The organism is Erwinia wuhanensis (assembly GCF_030484085.1).
Classification (GTDB): domain Bacteria; phylum Pseudomonadota; class Gammaproteobacteria; order Enterobacterales; family Enterobacteriaceae; genus Erwinia; species Erwinia aeris.
In genome coordinates this window covers 1-24273 of record NZ_JAUJUH010000002.1, presented here as the reverse complement: position 1 = coordinate 24273, position 24273 = coordinate 1, and the positions used below count along the sequence as shown (strand labels likewise).

Below are 24273 nucleotides of genomic sequence, written 5' to 3'. Positions count from 1 at the left end.
ATGTTTTTAGTAGATTCCCACTGTCATCTTGACGGCCTGAATTATGAAAGCCTGCACCGCGATGTGGATGACGTGCTGGCGAAAGCCGCCGCACGCGACGTGAAGTTTATGCTGGCGGTAGCGACCACGCTGCCCGGCTATAAAGCGATGACCGACCTGATTGGCGATCGTCCCAACGTGGCGTACTCCTGCGGCGTGCATCCGCTCAATCAGGATGAACCTTATGATTTTGCCGAGCTGCGCCAGCTGGCCGCCGACGAGCGTGTTATCGCCATGGGCGAAACCGGGCTGGACTACTACTATCAGAAAGAAACCATGGCGCAGCAGCAGGCCTCTTTCCGCGAGCATATTCGCATCGGCCGCGATCTGAATAAACCGGTTATTGTGCATACGCGCGATGCGCGCGAGGATACGCTGGCGATCCTGAAAGAAGAGAAGGTGGAAGGGTGCGGCGGCGTACTGCACTGCTTCACGGAAGATCGGGAAACGGCGGAAAAGCTGCTGGATATGGGCTTTTATATTTCGTTTTCCGGCATTGCCACTTTCCGCAATGCGGAAACGATCCGCGAGGCGGCACGCTATGTTCCGCTCGATCGCATGCTGGTGGAAACCGATTCGCCTTATCTGGCGCCCGTGCCTTACCGCGGCAAAGAGAATCAGCCCGCCTACACGCGCGATGTAGCGGACTATATGGCCGTAGTGAAAGGCGTCAGTATTGAAACGCTGGCCGAAGCCACCACCGCGAATTTCTCCCGCCTTTTCCACGTGCCGATGAGCCGTCTTACCGACTAAGCGCTTTATTTTATTGCTCGTAATAAATTTGTAAAAAAAGTAGTTCGTATCGCCTGTTTGTGGGCGATACGGCTTTTCAATGGGCAAAAACTGGCAAATTTCCGGGAATTAAACTACATAGCAGGCGGTTGTTCAGTGAAACGTGATAACCGTCAAACAAATGCTTTCGGAATTATTTTACAGTTCGTAATAAATCACGAGGGCGCAAAGCGCTCCACCCATAGCGGGTCCTCCCCCCGTTATATCGCGTTGAAAAGCGCGTAAAGCACCCATACTCAGGAGTTTCACACTATGTTCAAAAACGCATTTGCAAACCTGCAAAAGGTCGGTAAATCGCTGATGTTGCCGGTATCGGTGCTGCCGATTGCCGGTATTCTGCTTGGCGTAGGCTCCGCCAACTTCAGCTGGCTGCCCGCCGTTGTCTCTCACGTTATGGCGGAAGCAGGTGGATCCGTCTTTGCCAATATGCCGCTGATTTTCGCCATCGGCGTGGCGCTGGGCTTTACCAACAATGATGGCGTTTCTGCGCTGGCGGCGGTGGTGGCCTACGGCATCATGGTGAAAACGATGGCGGTCGTAGCACCGCTGGTGCTGCATATGCCAGCCGGGGAGATCGAAGCGAAGCATCTCGCCGATACGGGCGTATTGGGCGGTATTATCGCCGGTTCGATAGCAGCCTATATGTTTAACCGCTTCTACCGTATCAAGCTGCCGGAATATCTCGGCTTCTTTGCGGGTAAGCGCTTTGTTCCAATTATCTCCGGTTTCACGGCGATCTTTATCGGTATCCTGCTTTCCTTTATCTGGCCGCCAGTTGGTACCGCCATTCAGGAATTCTCACAGTGGGCCGCCTATCAGAACCCGGTAGTCGCTTTCGGTATCTACGGCGTAATTGAGCGTTCTCTGGTGCCGTTTGGTCTGCACCATATCTGGAACGTGCCTTTCCAGATGCAGATCGGCGAGTTCACCAATGCGGCTGGTCAGGTTTTCCACGGCGATATCCCGCGCTATATGGCAGGCGACCCGACCGCGGGCAAACTCTCCGGCGGCTTCCTGTTTAAAATGTACGGCCTGCCTGCGGCAGCGATTGCTATCTGGCACTCCGCTAAACCAGAAAACCGTGCGAAAGTGGGCGGCATCATGATTTCCGCCGCGCTGACCTCGTTCCTGACCGGCATCACCGAGCCAATCGAATTCTCCTTTATGTTCGTGGCGCCAGTCCTGTATGCGATCCACGCTATCCTGGCCGGTCTGGCTTTCCCTATCTGTATCCTGCTGGGGATGCGCGACGGCACCAGCTTCTCGCACGGCCTGATTGACTTTGTGGTGCTGAGCGGCAACAGCAGCCGTATCTGGCTGTTCCCGATTATCGGTATCCTGTACGGTCTGGTTTACTACACCGTGTTCCGCGTGCTGATTGTTAAATTGAATCTGAAAACGCCGGGCCGTGAAGAAACTTCAACGACGCAAACGGCAGGTAATTCCAGTGAAATGGCTGCTAACCTGGTTGCCGCTTTCGGTGGTAAAGAGAACATCACTAACCTTGATGCCTGCATCACGCGTTTACGCGTCAGCGTGGCGGACGTATCCAAAGTGGATCAGTCCGGTCTGAAACAGCTTGGCGCAGCGGGCGTGGTCGTGGCGGGTTCCGGCGTTCAGGCCATTTTCGGCACCAAATCCGATAACCTGAAAACCGAGATGGATGAGTACATCCGCAAGCAGTAATCAATCGGTAAGATAAAACAAAAAGCCCCACCTTCGAGTGGGGCTTTTTTTATCCGGCGTAAATGTCAGCCGCCAAAAAGGCCGCGATTCATCCATCCAATCCAGACAAGCGCGCCAGCAGCAGCTGAAAGGCTGCCGACAGCCAGCATTTGCACGCGCGCCAGCCTGCTCTGCTGCATGGCTAATGCATCCTCGCTCCATTGTTTTAAAGCTATAGTTTGCTGCTCATACTGTTGGTGGAGCTTCTGGCAAAAGGCTTCCGTTTGCTGTTGCGCTACCTTAAGCGCCTCGCTCACGTCTTTTTGCTGATTGGCAAGCTGATCTTCCACGCAACGAGCCAGCGCCTGCGATTCATCCTGTATCTGCTGACGCTGGCGCTGCCAGGCGATGTCGTAATGTTGCAGGCTTAGTTCAGTTTGTTGATGAAGCCTTTGTGCTTCCAAAAGCTTTTCGTCAAAGGCTTCCAACAATTGCTCTTTAGTCTGCTTAACTTCATGAGCAATAAGGATAAGCTGTTTAGCGCCTTTGGCCGTTAAGCCTTTTAATTCAAAATAGTCATTAATCAACTTTTCCAACGACTGCTGCTGTACTGCCAGCGTCTCCTGCTGTCCTTTAATGACCTCATTTGTTTCAGCTATCTCATTGGTCTGTTTTTTGATGCGGGTTTGTTGATTTTGCAGCTGCTGCTGTTGCTCATTCAGCATCTGGGCCTGGGCGATGGAAATCATCATCAGCTGGCCCAGCTTTTTAGCGAAGCTGGCCTGCAGTTCGGCGGCGTTCAGCTGCGCCGTTTCCAGCTCGTCAGAATTCCACCAGCGAGAGACCGCATGACGAGCCTCATGCTTTTCCCTGTCTTTTTTAAGATTATCCAGCTTGTCGTAATCTTCCTTGAAACTCTTCAACAGACCGGGCACATCTACCTGTCGGAGCATGGCTTCTGATACGCGAACCTGCGCCAAATCTTTAATGACATCCATTACAAAGGATCCTTTGGCAGATAATTTTCCAGAAGCAGCATGACATCAGCCTCTGCAGCGCCGAGCGAGTCGATGTTAGCGTCCAGTTGTTGATTGAATTGCTGATTCGCCTGTATTCGTGTGCGTTGGCTGGCTGCGGCGTCACTTTGGCTGTTGCGAGCGCTCTTCAGGTGGGATTCGATAAGCTGGTAGTCTGCACCGATCATGCGATAGCTTGCAGAATTCTGAAACTGGAGTTCCAGCCACTGTGCCATTTTCCCCATGTTCTCTTTACCCGCATCCAGACCGACTTCCATCGCCTTCAGGCGTTCGGTGCCGGTTTGAGAAAGCCAGTCGAAAAAACGATCCAGGCCGTAGACAACTAGCGACGAAACAATCCCTGTGAGGATAGCGGTGATGGCGGGAGAAAGGATCCCCACCATTGGCAGCAGCAGCGGAATGCCGGACAGAAAGCCTTTGATAGCCTCTTCAAACATGAGCCCCAAAGAGGTTGTTACTACACCGGCTAAAATTTTTGTCACGGCGCGCGCGGTTTCAATACCGGTCTGGCCGGGTGGCGGATTGATCAACATTTTTACCGCTTTCCACAGGCCTGCCATCCCTTCACGGATCACAGAGACAACTTTTGCTGCTGTGGTAATAAAGTTATTGATCAGAAAGGTCAGCAGGTTGCTGATAAATCCCTGCAGCAGGCCGTTTACAGCCGCATCCCACATGGCGCGCAGTTTAGATAAGACTTGATTGACTACGCGTTTGAGCGCCGCCGTCAGTCTGTCGATCAGATTGCTTTTATCAGGGTCGTTAAACAGCCGCTTAAGCTCGATAAAGGTATGATTAACAAGCGTGTGCAATGCTATGCCCAGCGCCTGACGGAGTGCAGATCTTATCGCCTGTTGCGCCCCGGTTTTCGCCAGTTCCGCACCCTGTTTTTTTACCTGAGCTATCAGTACATCTTTTTTGACATGTGCCTCTGCCGTACTGGCCGTCTGTGCGAGCTTTTCCCTGTCTATGCCAAAATATTCTGTATTGCTCAGGCCTTGCCCTTTATTATTTTTACGCACCTTATCAGCCCATTCATTTTTCTCCATTTCCTGCATGGACTGATTGATATTACTCTCTGCCGCAACGAGGTTTTTAGGATCGTTAGCCATTGCTACCCGTTGCGCCTGCGTCATAAATAGATTATTACGGCTGTCTGTTTCAATGCGATTAGCGGAAACGACATGGTCGAGATGAGTTGTACCATCTCTTTTAAGTTCATTGCCGGTATAAGCAGAAATAACGGGTTCGTCTTTCATGAACATGTCTTTGCGTTTGCCAGACAGCTCTTTGTCGTAAGGCTTGCGGTTGTAGCCACCGCTGTTTGTCTCGGACCAGGCCTCGTAACGTGCTTTATCGCTGTTCGTCGCCACCACGCCTTTTTCGAAATTATGGGTAGTCGTTACGTTGCCGCCATCGCTGTCAGTAAACATCGTACTATTCAGTCCAAATGGACCAATTAGCTGCTGCAATATATGGCTTTGACAGCTTTCCAACAGCTCCTGCAGGCGCTGTTCACGTAAAGCGGGTCTTGTGTTACCGCTCTGATTACTCTCAGCCTCAGCAGCTGGAAAAGTAGACATGTAAATATCCTTTTAACAAGGCCATGTTCATTTTTTCGTGGATAAACGTAGGCCAGGTGGGTATTGCTGAAACTATGGCATGACAAAGAGTCATAACTTCTTACTTGATTCAGGTGTTTATTCCACAAGTATTATCTCTGCTGTTAACTTAATTTATCAATAAAACTTATTTATTTTTTAAAGGGTAGTTATCTGCTGCCGATAATACGTATAGCGATATTATGGCCAATTTAAGGCGGTTTGAGCTTTAGCCTGGTGTGCAATAAAAAGAGGGGGTGCGCCGTTGCTTCTCGTGGCAAATAAATCAGTAGATCAAAAGCAGTAAGCCATAAAGGTGACGGAATATGTTACCCGATTTATATCTGTCACAGTCGGTAGTCACTGCCAGATACAAAGCACTGTCCTGCACCTTTTCATCAACAGCAGTCCGTCAGGAAAAGTGAATCCCCTCTCTGTAACACCTCAAACAGGCAAACGTTACTCGCGCAAAGCGTCACGTAAGGCGATAAATCTGCGGTCAGCGCCGCGAAAAGCGGCAGACAGTAAAGAAAAGCCAGCGGAAGGTTGAAAGAAAACAAATATCTCGCTCATACTGCCGTAACTCATCTCATAGCTTAAGGACATGCATCATGGCTGAAGAAACGATTTTCAGTAAAATTATCCGCCGCGAAATCCCGGCCGATATTGTTTATCAGGACGAGCTGGTCACGGCCTTTCGCGATATCTCGCCAAAAGCGCCGACGCACATTCTGGTCGTGCCGAATATCCTGATCCCTACCGCCAACGATGCGGTGGCGGGGCATGAAGCCGCGCTGGGCCGGATGATTGTGGTGGCCGCGAAAATCGCTAAACAGGAAGGGATCGCCGAGGACGGCTATCGTCTGATCATGAACTGCAATCAGCATGGCGGACAGGAAGTCTATCATATCCATTTGCATCTGGTTGGCGGTCGTCCGCTGGGCCCGATGCTGGCTGAATAACGTGCCGGAGGCACTATGATGCGGATTATCGTCCTGGGCGCCATGCTGGCGTTGCTGAGCGGCTGCGCCAGCGATCGCACGACCATTGATACTTCGCAGTCGCTGGTTATGGAATCATCGGTACTGTCGGCGGGGATCCTTACCGGCGAGCCGGTGATATCGGAGCATGAAGGGCAGCAGCGAGGCGCTTCGCAGCTCTATAACCAGCAGGAAAAACCCGTTACGCTCTACTATCGCTTTTACTGGTATGACGATAAAGGGCTGGAAATTCTGCCCTTCGAAGCGCCTCGCAAGATTACGGTCGCGCCGCATAGCAGTGTTGAAATATCGTCGCAAACGGGTAACCTGACGGCCAGTAAGGTTCGCCTTTACCTGTATCTGTAGGAGATTATTGCGTGGAAAGGAAGATAGCTAAACTCTCGGGCGTCATGTTGCTGGCGCTTATTCTTAGCGGCTGTGTGGTGCAACAGCAGCAACAGCCTGCGCCCGTCGAGCCGGTACAGCCGGTTCCCGAACAGCCACAGCCCGTGCCGACCCAGCCGCCGCCGCCGGAAACGGTGCCGCAGCCGCCTAAAATGCAGTCGATTAACTGGGATGCCAGCGTAACGCCGCTGGTGGCGCAAATGCTGAAAGCGGACGGCATCACGCCCGGTAGCGTATTGCTGATCGACGGCGTGAAAAACAGCACCAACGGCAGCCTGCAACGCGCCAAAGCCACCGCTTCGCTGCAAAGCGCGCTGCAAAGTAACACCCAGTTCAAGCTGGTGACGCCTGAACAGCTTGCTACCGCTAAACAGACGCTGGGACTGTCAGCCGAAGACAGCCTGAGCTCGCGCAGCAAGGCCGTCGGCCTGGCTCGCTACGTTGGCGCACAGTATGTGCTCTATACCAACGCTAAGGGCGACGTAAAATCGCCGGAACTGCAAATGCAGCTGATGCTGGTGCAGACTGGCGAAATCATCTGGTCGGGTAACGGTGTCGTACAGCATTGATCCCGCACTGAGCAGGCTGATTAAACAACGATTTCCGGCGGAGCGATCCGCCGGTTCTTTTTTTCCGCTGCACGGCCTGACGGGGCTGACGGCAAAGGTGGAGCTGGAAAGGGCAACGCTGCTGGCCCGCCATCAGCGACAGGATAATCCCGTGCCGGGTGTGGATCGCCAGCGTGAGTATCGTATTTTACGCAAGCTTTCCGGCTGCGATCTCGCGCCTGCCGCCTGCGGCTATGGTGATAACTGGCTGCTGCTGGGCTGGCAGCCGGGCGAGGCGCTGAGCGAGGCGGCCTTTCCCGGCGCGCTGGACGCGGTTGTCAGCGAGCTGGCAAGGCTGCACCAACAGCCGCTCAGCGGCTATCCTTTGCAGCTGCAAAAGCTGCTGGAGCGCTACTGGCAGCTCAGTCAGCCTGCCCGGCGGCACTGCGGCTGGCTGCGGGCATTGCAGCGGCTACAGCGGCGCGGCGAGCCAAAACCGCTGCGGCGGGCGCTGCTGCATATGGATGTGCATCCGGGCAATCTGATCCGTCAGCAAAATAGCCTGCGACTGATTGACTGGGAGTATGCCAGCGATGGCGATGTCGCGCTGGAGCTGGCCGCGCTGGTTGCAGGAAACGCGCTGGATGCTGAGCAGCAGCTGGCGCTAACCGAGCGCTATGCCGCGCTGCAACGGCTGGATGCGGCCAGACTACGGCAGCAGATGGCGCGCTGGCAGCCCTGGCTGACGCTGCTGGCGGCAAGCTGGTACGAGCTGCGCTGGCAGCAGAGCGGCGAACAGACGTTTTATACGCTGGCGGCACAGGCCTGGCAGCGAGTTCGATCATAAGAGGTAATCTGTGGGACCGGTAATGTTAGATGTGCTCGGTTACGAGCTGGACGCGGAAGAGCGGGAAATTTTACAGCATCCGCTGGTGGGCGGGCTAATCCTGTTTACCCGCAACTACCACGATCCTGAGCAGCTTCAGGAGCTGATCAGGCAGATCCGCGTGGCCTCGCGTCACCGCCTGGCGATCGCGGTCGATCAGGAGGGCGGGCGCGTGCAGCGCTTCCGCGAAGGCTTTACGCGCCTGCCTGCGATGCAATCTTTTGCCGCGCTGAACAGCGAAGCCGAAGCGGCAAGGCTGGCGCAGGAAGCGGGCTGGCTGATGGCTGCCGAAATGATCGCGATGGATATTGATATCAGCTTCGCGCCCGTACTGGATATAGGACACGGCAGCGCGGCAATCGGCGAACGCAGTTTCCATGACGATCCTGCCGTGGCGCTGGCGATGGCGCGCCGTTTTATTGATGGCATGCATGAAGCGGGTATGAAAACCACCGGCAAGCATTTTCCCGGTCACGGTGCGGTAAGCGCGGACTCGCATAAAGAAACGCCGCGCGACGATCGTCCCGAAGCGATGATTCGTCAGCACGATATGCAGATCTTTAAGCAGCTGATTGACGAAAACAGGCTGGATGCGGTGATGCCTGCGCACGTTATCTATACTCAGGTAGACCCGCATCCGGCCAGCGGTTCCTCGCACTGGCTGAAAAAAGTGCTGCGCAAAGAGCTGGGTTTCGACGGCGTGATTTTTTCCGACGATCTGTCGATGGAAGGCGCAGCGATTATGGGCAGCTATGCCGAACGCGGTCAGGCTTCGCTGGACGCCGGCTGCGATATGATCCTGGTCTGCAACAACCGTCAGGGCGCCGTCAGCGTGCTGGATAATCTGTCGCCGATCAATGCCGAACGCGCCACGCAGCTGTACCATCGTGGCACGTTTACCCGCCAGCAGCTGCTGGCTTCGCCGCGCTGGAAAGAGAGCAGCCAGGCGTTAAGCAAGCTGCAAACCCGCTGGCTGGAGCAGCGAGGCTGACGCATACACCACAGGAGAAGGGCGATGATCATCTATCTGCACGGGTTTGATTCAACCAGTCCCGGCAATCATGAAAAAGTGCTGCAGCTGCAGTTTATCGATCCCGATGTACGGCTGTTGAGCTACAGCACGCTGCATCCTAAACATGATATGCAGTATTTGCTGAATGAAACCCATAAGCTTCTGAGCAGCAGCGACGATGAACGCGTGCTGATCTGCGGCGTAGGGTTAGGCGGTTATTGGGCCGAGCGCATCGGCTTTCTGAACGATATCCGTCAGGTAATGTTCAATCCCAACCTGTGGCCAGAAGAAAACATGCCGGGCAAAATCGACAGGCCTGAAGAGTATGTGGATATTGCCACCAAGTGCGTCAGCAACTTTCGGGAAAAAAACCGCGATCGCTGCCTGGTGATCCTCTCCCGACGCGACGAGGCGCTGGACAGCCAGCGTAGCGCGTCAACGTTGGGTGACTATTATGAAATCGTCTGGGATGACCACCAGCCGCATAAATTCAAAAACATCTCCTCGCACCTGCAGCGGATCAAAGCATTTAAAACGCTGGGCTAGCCGCTAACGCTCGCCCGCCTTATCCCGGCGGGCAGCAAACGTTCACAAGCTTTTCTTCATCGGTCACTGCCCCGGCATAATATTACTCGCGGCGGCGGCCTGGCCGAATGTTGCTAACGTCGCTGATATCCCTGTCCGGATACGCCGCGCTTTCATGTTCCACAATCACCACGCTGTTATTCGGCATGTCAGCCAGCAGAAAGGCTACCGCGCCTGCCTGGCTATGACCACGTAATTGACTGTTTATATCAGCATCCTTTCAAACCAGCCTTTTTAAATAGCCGCTGTGTAGCTCATGTACGCACCCGTAAATAGCGATGTCTCTTCCCGCTTTGATTGCTGATTTAACAGGCCAGGCATTAATTAAATTCACCGCCTGCGCCATAAGGTGGTATTCGGTTAATTTTTCCTTCCCTGTCGTGGCTATTTTCATTTCAGGCTGGAAAACAGCCATCCAGTCGTTAAGCGAGTCGTACAGTTTTTGCAGATAACGGGTTAACGGATCGGAAAAAAGCGGCGCGTTGACCTGCTGCAACGCCAGCGCGGCCTGGATACCGTCGCAGTCGTAGTGGCCGCACAGGATCAGGGTATCAATCTGCAAATGCCCGAGCGCGTATTGCAGCACGCTCATCAGGCTCTCATCCTCTTCCAGCACCATATTGGCGATATTACGGTGAACAAAAAGCTCACCGGGATGAGCGTTAGTTAATACCTCGGCGGGCACCCGGCTGTCCGAGCAGCCTATCCATAGCGCCTGCGGCGGCTTGGCGGCCATCAGATTTAAAAAGCAATTTGGATCGCGGTTTGCCTGCTGCTGCGCCCAGCTGCGGTTTTGTGCCAGCAGTCTGTTCAATATCTTCATTCCTTTTCCCTCTTCCTTTTTCGGCAGAATAGCCGGAATAGCTTAAGAGGATATTAATAACTAAGCCTGCTGCAAGTTTTTCAGGGTAATTACTATTAAATATGTCGGGTTTTTTATTGGAGCCTGATTTGGTTTTTTTAGTATATATTTAAATACGATTACCACAGGTGATTGCAGGACAATAAAATAAACTGAAAAAGGGGACGTCATATTTACTCCACCCAATCGGAGCGGGTATCGGTCAATTATTCCTGTTGAGTCGCATTATCAGAGATAAAAAATCACTCAGGTGGTGAAATAAACGCCTTGCGGACGCACCTTATCCTCCCCGAAACACGGAAAATTATTCAGCAAAAACAGCGTGCTAATAAGAAATGGTTGAAAAAAATTGACCTGTATCAATTTTTACAGGACGGCCGATTTCCCGCGTGCTATTCTGCCTGCAGATAGCGAATAAATCGCCAACCCTATGTTAATTAAGGATATTATTTAACCTTTAATTAACGACTGGTTCACAATTTAAGGGGGTCGTTTGACTACACCAATGAAGAAGATTGTTATTGTCGGCGGAGGAGCCGGCGGGCTTGAGCTGGCGACACAGCTTGGTCAGAAACTGGGACGGAAAAAAAAGGCGGAAATAACCCTGGTGGACCGTAATCACAGCCATCTCTGGAAGCCGCTGCTGCACGAAGTCGCGACCGGATCGCTGGATGAAGGGATTGACGCGCTGAGCTATCTGGCCCACGCCCGCAATCATCACTTCCAGTTCCAGCTGGGCACGCTGACCGAAATCGATCGGGACAATAAAAAATTACAGCTGGCGGAAATCCGCAACGAGCAGGGCGAGCTGCTGGTGCCGGAACGCGAAGTGGCGTACGACACGCTGGTCATGGCGCTGGGCAGCACCTCCAACGACTTCGGCACGCCGGGCGTTAAGGATCACTGCATTTTCCTGGATAACCCGCACCAGGCGCGCCGTTTCCATAATGAAATGCTGAACCTGTTCCTGAAATTCTCCGCCAGCGAAGGGCGCCAGGAGCAGGTGAATATTGCTATCGTCGGCGGCGGCGCGACTGGCGTAGAGCTTTCCGCCGAGCTGCATAACGCGGTGAAACAGCTGCACAGCTATGGCTATAAAGGTCTGAACAACAGCGCGCTGAACGTCACGCTGGTAGAGGCGGGCGAGCGTATTCTGCCTGCGCTGCCGCCGCGCATTTCCACCGCTGCGCATCAGGAGCTGACTAAGCTGGGCGTACGCGTGCTGACGCAGACGATGGTGACCAGCGCCGATGAAAATGGCCTGCATACCAAATCGGGTGAATTTATCAATGCCGATCTGATGGTCTGGGCGGCGGGTATCAAAGCGCCGGACTTTATGAAAGAAATTGGCGGGCTGGAAACCAACCGTATTAACCAGCTGGTGGTACAGCCAACGCTGCAAACGACCCGCGATCCGGATATCTACGCGATTGGCGACTGCGCTTCGTGTGCGCTGCCTTCTGGCGGCTTTGTGCCTCCTCGCGCGCAGTCAGCGCATCAGATGGCGTCGCGCGTGCTGGATAACATTCTGGCACAGATGAAAGGACGCGAGCAGAAAGCCTATGTTTATAAGGATCACGGCTCGCTGGTTTCGCTCTCGCGTTTCAGCACGGTCGGCAGCCTGATGGGCAACCTGATGCGCGGTTCAATGATGGTTGAAGGACGCATCGCGCGCTTTGTCTATATTTCGCTTTATCGTATGCACCAGGTCGCGCTGCATGGCTACTTTAAAACCGGCCTGATGATGCTGGTGGGCAGCATTAACCGGGTTATCCGTCCGCGCCTTAAGCTGCACTAAGTAAAATCAGGACCGCCTGATCTATAGTAACAGGGCTTATAACGATACCGTCGTTATAAGCCCTTCTTCTGCCGCATCCCTCCTAAGAACTCTCTTAAAAGCTTTTGCATTTGACTTTAAACATTTATTTCGTCCTGAATTCTTATTGTCATAACTGGTCCTGATAAGCACACTTTACCGGACAAAGCGCGTCGCGTATGGCCCGGACTCTGCGGCTGGCGACGATGCGTAATAACCGTTTCAGGAGACAGCCCTGTGAATAAATCAATGTTGGCAGGTATCGGAATTGGCGTAGCGGCCGCGCTGGGCGTTGCCGCTGTAGCAGGCATGAATGTATTCGAGCGTGAGCCGCAGTTTGCTCAGGTGCTCTCCGCCACGCCAATCAAAGAGACGACGAAAAATCCGCGTCAGGAGTGCCGTAACGTCACGCTGACTCACCGGCGTGCCGTGCAGGATGAGAACCGTATCGCCGGTTCCGTACTGGGCGCGGTGGCGGGCGGCGTGCTGGGTCATCAGTTTGGCGGCGGACGCGGACGCGATGTGGCTACCGTAGCGGGCGCGCTGGCAGGCGGATACGGCGGTAATCAGGTGCAGGGAGCTCTGCAGGATCGCGATACCTACACGACCACCGAACAGCGCTGCAAAACCGTTTACGATAAGCAGGAAAAAACGCTGGGCTATGACGTCACCTATAAAATTGGCGACCAGCAGGGCAAAATCCGCATGGATAACGACCCGGGGACACGCATCCCTTTAAACAGCAACGGTCAGCTGATCCTGAACAGCCAGAACCAGGCATAAGTTGCCCGGCCTCTGCTAAAGCATGACGCTCGGCCCCCTCTTAACGGAGGGGGTTTTTTTTAGCACTATGCTCGAATTTGCTTACCTGCAGCGCCCTTTAGCACTGTGCTCGTATTTGCTCACCTGCAGCGCCCTTTATCACGATGCTTGAATTTGCTCACCTGCAGCGCCCTTTATCACTATGCTCGTATTTGCTCACCTGCAATGCCTTTCATCACGATACTTGAATTTGCTCACCTGCAACCTCCTTTATAAGTCCCTCCTGCAAGCGGTCAACCGTATTCTTATACAAAAAGACCAGGTGCTTTCCGAATTGATCCGTAGAAGCATTGACCTTTTTATAGTGGTTGGTTAAAGCAATTTATAATCAACTGCATGACTTAAGCTAAATTTATGTGGTTGTGGGGCTTACATAAATATTAGCCTCCGATCATTGTCAGAAATGCGGTTGTAACCATCCATCATGTCCGGGGCTTTTAAAGCAAGTAATACGAGGTTTTCTTGTGTTAATGTATGATTTTTAATGAATTAATTATAATTAGCTGATTCATGTCCCCCTTTGAACCTCTCAATAATCGTGTCTTAATTTCCCTGAAATTCCTTTCTATTAGTGTAACGCTTAACTGGTTTCATTAATCCCTCTCACTTATTAATGTAAGCTTTTTGTAAGTTTTTCTCTGTTTTTCCTTGAGCTTTCGCCCGGCAGGTGCATAATGTGCGCATAAAAATACGTAATACACATTTTGTTACATATTTGGCGGGCAGAATAGTCATGCAGGGAAAAATGGAAAAGCGCCTGAAGTCGGCGCTGGCTGTTATTGGGCTAACCGGCTGCGGTGCGGTTTACGCAGCGCCGGGCGATGAGCAAATTCAGCATCAGCAGGAGCAGCAAAAAGCTCGCCAGGCACAGATAGCGCCAAAAGCACCCGATATCCGTCTTGCCGAACCGCTCCCCGCACATTCGCGGATAACTTTTCCGGCTGAAAAACCCTGTTTTACGCTTCAGCGCGTCTCGCTATCCGGCCAGCAGGCTCTGCCGCATTGGGTGCCGTTGCAGCGGCTGGCAAACCAGGCTGTCGGTCATTGCGTAGGCGTGCAGGGCATCAATCAGCTAATGGGCACGCTGCAAAACCGTCTTATTAATCATGGCTGGGTGACAACCCGGGTGCTCGCGCCGCCGCAGGATTTGCGTCAGGGCGAGCTGAAGCTGCTGATTGTGCCGGGTAAAATCCGTCGGGTTGAGCTGGCTCCCGGCGCTTCGCGCTACGTCAGCCTCTATCCCACCATGCCGGCGCATTCCGGCGACCTGCTGGATCTGCGCGATATCGAACAGGGACTGGAAAATCTGCAGCGCCTGCCGGGCGTCGAGGCGAAGATGGCGCTACGTCCGGCAGAAAAACCTGGCGAAAGCGATATTATTATCGAGCGCACCCAGCGACGTTTCTGGCGTCTTGGCGCCTGGCTGGACGATTCCGGCACGGAAAGCACAGGGCGGTATCAGAGCGGCATCATGCTGGCGCTGGATAATCCCACTTCATTGAGCGATCTGTTTTACCTGACCGCCAGCCGCGATTTGGGTTTCGCCGGCAGAAAAAGCAGCAAAAGCCTGACCGGACACTATTCGGTGCCGGTGGGCTGGTGGCAGTTTGGGCTGACCGCCAGCGATTACGACTACCACCAAACGGTGGCTGGCTACAGCCGCGATTTTCTCTATGCCGGGAAAAGCCGTTCGCTTGATGTGCAGGCCAGCCGGGTGCTGCACCGCAACGCTTCTTCTAAAACTCTCGTCACCTACGATGTGCTGGTAAAAGAGTCACGCAATTTTATCAACGATACCGAGGTCGTCAGCCAGCAGCGCCGTACCAGCGCCTGGCGGTTAGGGCTGTCGCATCGCCACTATATTGGTCCGGCCACGCTTGATGCCGGAGTCAGCTACCAGCGCGGCACGCGCTGGTTTGGCGCCTTACCGGCCTGGGAAGAGTCTTATCACGACAGCACCTATGCGACTGCGCTGTCAAAAATACTGACCTGGCAGGCGGCGCTGACGGTGCCATTCTCACTGCGTACTCAGCGTTTTAATTACAACATGCAATATCGTCGGCAGATGAGTAACACGCCGCTGACGCCGCAGGATGAGTTTGCTATCGGCAACCGCTGGACGGTGCGCGGCTTTGATGGCGAGCGCACCCTGAGCGCCAGCCGTGGCTGGACGCTACAGAATACGCTGGCCTGGCAGACGCCGCTGCCTGCCCAGGAATTCTATCTTGGGGTCGACTATGGCGAAGTCAGCGGCAACAGCGCAATCCAGGGCGGTTTGCCCGGACGCCATCTGGCCGGAGGCGTAACGGGGTTACGCGGCGCCATCACGCCCGCCAACCTTAGCTATGACCTTTTTGCCGGGATCCCGCTCTCAAAACCAGAGGGATTTAAAACCGATCCGGCAACCTTTGGCTTCAGCCTGAACTGGAACTACTGACCCGCTTCTTTTGCCTGACAAGGGACTGTGCGCATTATGAACAAGCTTTGCTACCGCATTATCTTCAATAAAGTTCGCGGCATGCTGATGGTGGTGTCCGACATTGCCCGTAGCGGCTACGGCCATCTTGCCCGTCGCCGTCAGCGCAACTCGCGTACGGAAAAGCCGATCCGTATCAGTCCACTTAGTTTCGCGCTTTGGCTGGCGGCTGGGGCGGTTAGCCTGCCTGCGCAGGCCAATATCGTTGCCGACAGCAGCGCGCCCGGCAACCAGCAGCCGACGGTGATGTCCACCGCCAACGGGCTGCCGCAAATTAATATCCAGACGCCGAACGGCCAGGGCGTCTCGCGCAATCAATACAGCCAGCTCGATGTCGGCGAGCGCGGTGCCATTCTGAACAACAGTCATCAAAACACGCGCACCCAGCTGGGCGGCATGGTGGCGGCTAATCCCTGGCTGTCAAAGCAGGAAGCCAGCGTCATCCTCAATGAGGTCAACAGCCGTAATCCCAGCCAGCTCAATGGCTTTATTGAAGTGGCCGGAAAGCGGGCCGCGGTGGTTATTGCTAATCCCGCAGGGATAACCTGCAACGGCTGCGGTTTTATCAATGCCAGCCGTAATACCCTGACCACGGGCCAGCCGATTATGGAAAACGGCCAGCTGAAAGGCTTTGACGTGAACGGCGGGCGGATCAATATCGAGGGCAAAGGCTTAAACGACAGCGATGCTGATTACACCCAGATCGTCGCACAGTCGGTAGCGGTAAATGCCAGGCTGCACGCCCGAGAACTGAACGTTGTTACCGGACGAAATCAGGTAGCTACGGAAGGTAGCGTAACCACGGTGAAAACCAGAGACGCGACCGCTCGCCCAGCCTATGCGCTCGACGTCGCCGCGCTTGGCGGCATGTATGCCAACAAAATCACCCTGACCGGCACCGAAAAAGGGGTTGGTGTACGCAATGCCGGCGAACTGGGCGCCGGCGCGGGCGAACTACGCCTGACCGTAGATGGCCGGCTGGAAAACAGCGGCACGCTGCAAAGCCAGGCCGCTTTGCAAATCGCTACTCAGGATGACCAGACCAACAGCGGCAGGATCCTGTCACAACAGGCGGTCACGCTGGCCTCTAACGGCACCCTGCATAATGACGGCATTATCGCCGCAAAAGGCAACGTGACGCTGACCGCCAACGGGATCGAGAGCAATGGCGGAAGCGCGCTGGCAGCAGGGGTTGATGACAGCGGCGCGCTGACGCAGCCCGGCAGCCTGGTTTTAACCAGTCAGGGCGAGCTGAAAGCGCAGGGCAAAAACCTGGCACGCGATGGGATCCAGGCGCACGGAAGCCGGGTCGATTTGGGTGGCAGCCAGACTGCAGCGGATGGGATAGTGCTAAGCGCTACCCAGGGCGACATCAGTACCGCAGGCGCAACGGTGACTGGCAAAACGGTGCAGATACAGGCCGCTACCCGACTGAATAACGATGACGGTCAAATATCAGCCGGAAAGCTGGTCGTTGCTGCCGGGGACATCAGTAACAATCGCGGGCTGCTGCGTCAGCAAAACAGCGAGGCGCTGAGTCTGGACAGCGGGCAAATCCACAACAATCAGGGCACGATTGTTAACGCAGGCGATACCCATCTTAAAGCGCAACAAATTGAAAACCGCAGCGGGCTGATTGCCGGTAACGGTCATGCGCTTTCGCTGGATGCTCAGCAACTTGATAATCAGCAGGGGACTATACAGCTGGCTGGCGATGGCGCACTGACGCTGACTGCCTCGCAGCTTAATGGCAACCAGGGCGCGCTGCTGTCGGCCGGGGCGCTGGATCTGAAAGGCGGGCGGCTCGATCTCTCACAGGGGCATACTCAGGCGCAGGCGGTAACGCTGTCGGCGGAAACGCTCGATCACCGCCAGGGCCTGCTTTCCCAGCGCGGCCCTGGTGAAATGACGCTGTCGCTCTCTGGCGCGGCGGACAATCAGGATGGTCGCATGGAAAGCGGCGGCAGTCTGCGCATTGCTTCCGGCAGTCTGGATAACAGCCGCGGCACGCTGCTGGCGGCTCAGGGCGATCTGCTTCTGACCGCGGGCGAAGCGCTGAACAATAATCAGGGCGAACTGCTGGCCAACCGGGATCTGCGCCTTGCCGCAGCAAGTCTGGATAATCAGCAAGGACGCATTTCCGCGACGGGCGGCGAAGCGCAGCTAAAAACGGATCGGCTTATCGACAACGATCGGGGGCGGATTGAAGCCAGCCAGCAGCTGACGGCGCAAAGTCAGGGAGTGAATAACCACGGCGGCACGCTGCTGGGCGATCGCATCGTAGTGGCTACGCAGCAGGGCGATTTTATCAACGCCAGCGGCAATGTAGTCGCGCAGGACACGCTCAGCCTGTCGGGCGGCGCGACAGATAATCACGCGGGCCTTATCCAGTCCGGTCACGATCTGACGATTGATACGCACGGACAAAAGCTGATCAACAGCGACAGCGGTAAAGGCGGCATCCTGAGTGGCGGCACGCTGACCCTAACCAGCGGCGAGACTGATAACCGTGGCGGCATCATAGCCGCACAGGCGGCTGGTATCGCCAGCGGCGCGCTGACGAATACCGACGGTACTGTGCTGGCAGATCGCACACTTTCTCTTACCACCGGCGCGATGGATAATCAGCGGGGCCTGTTGCAGGCGGGTGAGGATCTCTTGCTTGATACGCAGGGCGCAGCGCTTGATAACCGCGACAGCGGCGAACGAGGCGGGATCGTCTCTCGTGGCGATCTCAATCTGGCAACCGGGCGGATCCTGGGCGATCGGGGTACGATCCAGGGGCGGAACGTTGTTATCGACAGCCATGAGCAGGCGTTTGACCATCAGGACGGCAGCCTCAGCGCGAAAGAGAGCCTGCGGCTGAACAGCGGCGAACTGAACAACCGCGCGGGACGTATTCAGTCCGGCGGTGATATGCAGCTTGATACGCATGGCCGTACGCTTACCAATCAGCAGAGCGGAGCGTCGGGCGGCGTCATCGCGGGCGGCGAGCTGAGCCTCAACAGCGGCGATACAAATAACGACGCTGGCATGTTGGCGGCAGCGGGCAATATCCGGCTGCACAGTGGCGCGCTGAGCAATATTGACGGCACGCTGGCTTCAGACGGGTCGCTGACGCTAACTGGCGGCGCGGTAGATAATCAGCGTGGCCTGATCCAGGCGGGCCAGGCATTATCGCTCGATACCCAGGGCGCAGCGCTGACCAATACCGACAGTGGCCAGAAAGGCGGTATTGTCTCCGCAGGCGATCTGCTGCTCAACACCGGGCAAATCAACGGCAACCACGGCGTGATGATTGGGCAGAATGTCACAGTCGACACGCATCGGCAGACCTTTGACCATCAGCAGGGAGAGCTGGGCGCGCGGGGCGCTTTGCAGCTGGATACCGGCACGCTGAACAACCGCGCCGGATTGCTGGAATCAGGGCAGGATCTGCGGCTGGATACCCAGGGTAATCCCTTTATTAATGAAAATGGCCAGCTGATCGGCGGCGGCACGTTAACGCTTCACGCTGGAGAGATAAATAATCAGCAGGGCACGATCGTTGGCAAAAACGCGACCCGGCTTACCGGCGGAAACCTCAACAACCGCGCAGGTACGCTGAGCGGCGGTAAGGGGGAGCTGACCCTGACCGCAGGAGAAATACAGAACCAGGGCGGCCTGTTACAGGCAGGCAGCGATCTGACGCTGGACACCCAGGGGCAGGCGCTGATCAATACCGACAGCGGCAACCAGCACGGTATTGTCGCCCTGGGTAATCTGGATCTGCGCAGCGGCGGGGTTAACAACCAGACCGGTTTTATCGCGGCGGGCAATCTGGCATCGCTGCAGGCCGCTGATTTGAACAACGTTCAGGGGCAGCTGGCCGGCAACGGCGGGTTGACCTTTAGCGGCGGAGCCCTGAATAACACCGACGGCAAACTGCAATCTGCGGGCGATATCGCGATTGATACCACAGGGCAGACGCTGATCAATCAGCGCGGCCTGATTGCCGGTTCTGGCGCGACCCGCATCGACAGCGGCGCGCTGGAAAATCAGCAGGGACAGATCCAGGGCGGAAAAGATCTGACGCTGGCGCTGGGCCAGAATGCGCTACAAAATCAGAGCGGCAAACTGTTTTCCGCCGGAACGCTGACGCTGACCGCGGGGCAGCTTGCCAATCAGTCCGGCCAGCTACAAAGTGTGGACGCCGGACGGTTAACGCTTTCTCAGCAGCTTGATAATAGCGACGGCCTGCTTCAGAGCGGGCAGGGGTTGACTATCACCACGCCACGCCTGCTCAATCAAAACACGCAGAAGAGTGGTAAGGGCATTGAGGCCGGAACGCTGACGGTACAGGCAGACACGCTGGACAACAGCAAAGGCGCGCTGAAGGCAACGGCCATGCTTTCACTGACCGTGCGGCTGGCGTTGGAAAACCTCAACGGGCTGATCTCCTCCGCCGGTACGTTGATTGTTCAGGATGCCGCTCAGGGACAGGCGCTGAGTATTAATAACCGTAAGGGCACGCTGATTGCCGATAAGCAGGCCCAGATCGGTGCCGCCTCGCTGAGCGGCGAAGGGCAGGTGCTGTCACAGGGTGATTTGGGCATTACGCTGGCGGGCGACTTCCATAATGCTTCCCAGGTTAAAGCCAACGGCACGCTGCGGCTGGCTACGGGCGGCAGCCTCACCAATGACGGCACCATCAGCGCGCAGCAGGCGCTCTGGCTCTCTGCCCGCAACGTCACTAACGGCAAAAAAGGGGAAATCAGCGCGCAGGAAACGCACGTCACCGCTGCGGATACGCTAAATAACACCGGCCTGATAGACGGCACGCTGACGCACCTTGTAGCCAACGTGCTGAACAATACCGGCACCGGCCGCATTTTTGGCGATCGTATAGCCATTGCCGCTACGGTGCTGAATAACCTCAGCGACGGCGGCAAAGCGGCTGTGATTGCCGCACGGGATCGCCTCGATCTGGCTGCGGATACGGTGAACAACCGCGATCATGCCCTGATCTACAGCGTTGGCGATATGCATATCGGTCGCCAGCTGGACAGCAACTATCAGGCCATCGGGCAGGGGCGGCAGCTCAATAACGACGGGGCGACTATTGAAGCCGGACGGGATGCGGCGATCGCCATGGCCGAGGTCAACAATACCAACCGTAACCTCACCACCAAAACGGTCACCACGGAAAACGCTCAGCATCATGATGCGGTGCTGAAAGGCCATACCGATCGCTTCGACTGGAGCGAGGTGGATACCAGCCATAAAAATAAATATAAGGTGCACAGCGCGCGCATGCCGGACGGTACCAGCGGCAGCGAGTTTTATGAGTACACCTATCAGCGGGTGGTAAAGGAAACGCAGATCAAATCGAGCGATCCGGGCAAAATCCTGTCCGGCGGCAACATGACCTTTACCGCCGATCGCCTGTTCAATCATGACAGCCAGATTGTGGCTGGCGCCACGCTGGGTGGGCAGATTGGCGATCTGGATAACCAGGCCACGAAGGGAACGCGCGTCACGACGGATAACGGCAAAGTGGTGCGCTGGTACGCCAAGAAAAAGAAAAAGAAACTGGGCGGCACCAAGACTTCTCAAGGTAAAAGTAGCAGCAACTATCGTCCGGCTGCCGTAACGGAAACCATCGACCTGAAAACCTTTGCCTGGCAGGCGAACGCGGCGCCACAGGGCAGCGGCTATCAGACCGGCAACCGACAGCAGCAATCGGTAAGCATACAGGCGGGGGCGGTCGGCGCGATTAACGGCCAGCAGGCGGCGACGGCGGTCGCGCTGACGCCGTCTGGCGATACGGCTTCGCAACCCGTTATCGCACCGCGTTACGACAGCACCCTGACGCTGGACAAGCTGGCCGGGCAGAAGGATCGTCCGCTGCTGTTGCCAGCCGGGCAGCAATTCTCACTGACGCTGCCCGCCACGGTGGTTAACGGACAAAGCATTACGCCCGTTATCCGCGCCGTTTCGGCGGATACGCGTCTGCCGGACAATAGCCTGTTTTCGCTTCAGCCTGCCAGCGACAGCCACTACCTGGTGGAAACCGATCCACGCTTCGTTAATCAGAAGCAGTGGCTGGGCAGCGACTATATGCAGAACGCGCTGTCGACAGACGGCAGCCAGACCCTCAAGCGACTGGGCGACGGCTATTATGAACAGCGCCTGGTACGCGATCAGATTACGCAACTGACCGGCAGTCGCTATACCGCGGGCTACAGCAATGATGAAGATCAGTTCCGCGGATTGATGAATAACGGCGTGGCTTTTGGTAAAACATACCAACTGACGCTCGGCGTGGCGCTGACGCCCGCGCAGATGGCGCTGTTGACCAGCGATATCGTCTGGCTGGTTAACCAGACGGTCACGCTGCCGGACGGGACGCAGCAGAGGGTGCTGGTGCCGCAGGTCTATGCGAAGGTAAAAGAAGGCGATCTTACCGGCGACGGCGCGTTGCTCGGTGGCGGTAGCGTGGCGCTGAATGCTCAAAAGGATATTACCAATAGCGGCACTATCCACGGGCGTGAAGTGACGCAGCTGACGGCGCAGACGCTGACCAACAGCGGGTATATCGACGGTAATCAGGTCAGCCTCAGCGCTCGCCAGGATATCGCCAACCTTGGCGGCACCATCAGCGGTGATAAATCTGTTTCGCTGCTGGCGGGACGCGATATTACCAGCCAGGCGACGCTGCGGGGCGACGGCACGGACAGATGGGTGGATCGGCCTGCGGGCATCTACGTGCAGGGTTCCGACGGCAAGCTGTCGCTGAGCGCGCTGCATAACATCACGCTGGCGGGTAGCGATATCGCTAATGCGGGTGAAAACGGCACCACACAGATCCGCGCGGGCAACGATCTGACGCTGGGCACCGTCTCCACGCAGCACAGTGAAAACGACAGCTGGGGCAGCGATAATTATCGTCGTCTTTCGCAGCAGAACGATGTCGGCACACGAATTACTACCGCAGGCGATTTGCAGCTCAGCGCGGGGCAGGATATTCATTCCCGCGCCGCAGAAGTGACGGCTGGCGGTACGCTAACGGCCAGCGCCGGGCGCGATATCACTTTAGGCACCGGCAACAGCAGCACCGATCTGGTCGAGCACAGCAAGCAGAGCAGCAAAGGGCTGCTGTCCGCCAGCAGCCTGGAAACGCACGACGAGGTACACGATCGTCAGGGGATTAGCACCACGTTCAGCGGCGACAGCGTACAGCTTCAGGCAGGCCGCGATCTTACCGTCACCGGCAGCAACGTGGCGGGCACGCAGGATGTGACGCTGAGCGCAGGACAGGATCTGAAAGTCACCACCGCGGCTGAATCCCACCAGGAAAATCACCAGCGCGAAGAGAAAAAATCGGGCCTGATGGGCACGGGCGGCATCGGCTTTACCGTCGGCCAGGCGATGCAGAAAAGCACCACTGACGCGGACGGCGCGCTCAATAAGGGCAGCACGATTGGCAGCAGCGACGGCAACGTGACGCTCAGCGCCGGTAACCAGCTTAACATCCACGGCAGTGACGTCATTGCCGGTAAAGATCTGACGCTCAGCGGCAGCGACGTGGCGATTACGGCAGCGGAGAACAGCCATACCGCACTGACCAGAACCGAGCAGAAGCAGAGCGGCCTGACGCTGGCGCTTTCCGGCACCGTGGGCGCTGCGCTGAACACGGCAGTCAGCGTGGCGCAGACGGCGCAGGATACCGGCGACGGCCGCCTGAAAGCGTTGCAGAACACCAAAGCGGCGCTGAGCGTCGCCCAGGCGGAGCAGGCGTATGAACTGGATGGCGCGCAGACCGCTGCGGCAACCGCACATAATGATGCGCTGGGCCTGAAGCCGGGCGATGAGGGCTATCAGGAAGGCGCGACCAACACCGTAGGCGTTAACCTCTCTTACGGCAGCCAGTCGTCTAAAAGCGAAACTCGCACGGAGAGCCATCAGGCGCAGGGCAGCTCGCTGGGCGCGGGCGGCAACGTGCAGGTAACCGCCACCGGCGCGCAGCCGGGCAGCCGGGGCGATATCACCGTGCAGGGCAGCCAGCTGCAGGCGGGCGGCGACATGACGCTGGCGGCGAAGAACGATATCAGCCTGCTTTCCGCGCAGAACAGCGAGCGAACCGACAGCAGCAACAGCAGCAAGGGCGGCAGCGTCGGCGTGGGGCTGACCGCCGGTTCCGGCGGCACCGGCCTCAACGTCTCGGCCAGCGTCAACGCGGCAAAAGGGCGCGCTAACGGCAACGGCCTGACGCACAGCGAGACGACGCTGAACGCGGGCAACGGCCTGAGCCTGAACGCCGGACGCGACACGCTGCTGCAGGGCGCGCAGGTCAGCGGGAACAGCGTGAAGGTGGACACCGGGCGCAACCTGACGCTGACCTCGGAGCAGGACAGCGACCGCTACGACAGCAGGCAGCAGAGCGCCAGCGCCGGAGCCAGCTATACCTTCGGCGGCGGCGGTGGCTCGGCCAGCGTGAACCTGAGCCGGGACAAGATGCACAGCAACTGGCAGAGCGTGGCCGAACAAACCGGCATCTTTGCGGGCAAGGGCGGCTTTGACGTGACGGTGGGCGACCACACGCAGCTGAACGGCGCGGTTATCGGCTCGACGGCAGCGACGGATAAAAACCGGCTGGATACGGGCACGCTGGGCTTCAGCAGTATTGAAAACCGCGCGGACTATAAGGTCGAACACCAGAGCGTGGGCATGAGCAGCGGCGGCCCTATTGGCAGCCAGATGCTCGG

At 56.4% G+C, this 24273-nt stretch carries 15 protein-coding genes; 12 read left to right on the top strand and 3 right to left on the bottom strand.

The features are described 5' to 3' along the window. On the top strand, positions 1-792 hold the full coding sequence (locus tag QZH36_RS04500; RefSeq protein ID WP_301729736.1) for a metal-dependent hydrolase: 792 nt from the start codon (positions 1-3) through the stop codon (positions 790-792). Positions 793-1083: 291 nt separating this feature from the next. Continuing rightward, entirely contained in the window at positions 1084-2517 is a 1434-nt protein-coding gene (ptsG, locus tag QZH36_RS04495; protein WP_253454588.1) for a PTS glucose transporter subunit IIBC, read from the top strand. Positions 2518-2582: 65 nt separating this feature from the next. On the opposite strand, the gene QZH36_RS04490 is transcribed toward ptsG, so the two are convergent. Together QZH36_RS04490 and QZH36_RS04485 are read right to left on the bottom strand one after the other, a co-directional pair. Next, complete coding sequence (locus QZH36_RS04490) at positions 2583-3248, bottom strand: hypothetical protein (protein ID WP_253454587.1); 666 nt, start codon at positions 3246-3248, stop codon at positions 2583-2585. A gap of 245 nt (positions 3249-3493) precedes the next feature. After that, positions 3494-5116, bottom strand: a complete 1623-nt coding sequence (locus QZH36_RS04485) for an AI-2E family transporter (RefSeq protein WP_301729735.1) — start codon at positions 5114-5116, stop codon at positions 3494-3496. Between the two features lie 629 nt (positions 5117-5745). Between QZH36_RS04485 and hinT the strand changes: the two genes are divergently transcribed. Genes hinT through ycfP form a run of 6 tightly spaced genes read left to right on the top strand, consistent with a single transcriptional unit; the run spans position 5746 to position 9511 of the window. After that, entirely contained in the window at positions 5746-6096 is a 351-nt protein-coding gene (hinT, locus tag QZH36_RS04480; RefSeq protein WP_253454585.1) for a purine nucleoside phosphoramidase, read from the top strand. An 18-nt stretch (positions 6097-6114) separates the two neighbouring features. Next, the gene (locus tag QZH36_RS04475; protein ID WP_253461015.1) at positions 6115-6480 is read left to right on the top strand and encodes a YcfL family putative periplasmic lipoprotein; all 366 of its coding nucleotides are present in this window, start codon (positions 6115-6117) and stop codon (positions 6478-6480) included. A 44-nt stretch (positions 6481-6524) separates the two neighbouring features. Further along, on the top strand, positions 6525-7088 hold the full coding sequence (gene lpoB, locus QZH36_RS04470) for a penicillin-binding protein activator LpoB (RefSeq protein ID WP_445235119.1): 564 nt from the start codon (positions 6525-6527) through the stop codon (positions 7086-7088). Next, positions 7072-7914, top strand: coding sequence for a thiamine kinase (thiK, locus tag QZH36_RS04465; RefSeq protein ID WP_301729733.1), 843 nt, complete (start codon positions 7072-7074; stop codon positions 7912-7914). The genes lpoB and thiK overlap by 17 nt, the downstream gene beginning before the upstream one ends. Positions 7915-7924: 10 nt before the next feature. Then, positions 7925-8944: a beta-N-acetylhexosaminidase gene (nagZ, locus tag QZH36_RS04460; protein WP_301729732.1), complete on the top strand. Its 1020-nt coding sequence runs from the start codon at positions 7925-7927 to the stop codon at positions 8942-8944. A gap of 24 nt (positions 8945-8968) precedes the next feature. After that, entirely contained in the window at positions 8969-9511 is a 543-nt protein-coding gene (gene ycfP / locus QZH36_RS04455; RefSeq protein WP_253454581.1) for an alpha/beta hydrolase YcfP, read from the top strand. A gap of 259 nt (positions 9512-9770) precedes the next feature. Here the strand turns inward: ycfP and QZH36_RS04450 are convergent, their stop codons facing one another. After that, the gene (locus QZH36_RS04450; protein WP_301729731.1) at positions 9771-10373 is read right to left on the bottom strand and encodes a carbonic anhydrase; all 603 of its coding nucleotides are present in this window, start codon (positions 10371-10373) and stop codon (positions 9771-9773) included. Between the two features lie 532 nt (positions 10374-10905). Between QZH36_RS04450 and QZH36_RS04445 the strand changes: the two genes are divergently transcribed. The 4 genes from QZH36_RS04445 to QZH36_RS04430 form a co-directional block, all read left to right on the top strand. Continuing rightward, a complete protein-coding gene (locus QZH36_RS04445) occupies positions 10906-12210 on the top strand; it encodes an NAD(P)/FAD-dependent oxidoreductase (RefSeq protein ID WP_125290755.1) in 1305 nt (434 codons plus the stop codon). A gap of 255 nt (positions 12211-12465) precedes the next feature. Then, positions 12466-13011, top strand: coding sequence for a glycine zipper 2TM domain-containing protein (locus QZH36_RS04440; RefSeq protein WP_125290754.1), 546 nt, complete (start codon positions 12466-12468; stop codon positions 13009-13011). A gap of 784 nt (positions 13012-13795) precedes the next feature. Further along, on the top strand, positions 13796-15487 hold the full coding sequence (locus QZH36_RS04435; RefSeq protein ID WP_301729730.1) for a ShlB/FhaC/HecB family hemolysin secretion/activation protein: 1692 nt from the start codon (positions 13796-13798) through the stop codon (positions 15485-15487). Between the two features lie 36 nt (positions 15488-15523). Then, positions 15524-24273 (top strand): hemagglutinin repeat-containing protein (locus QZH36_RS04430; RefSeq protein ID WP_301729729.1); only part of this gene is annotated, 8750 nt, incomplete at its 3' end.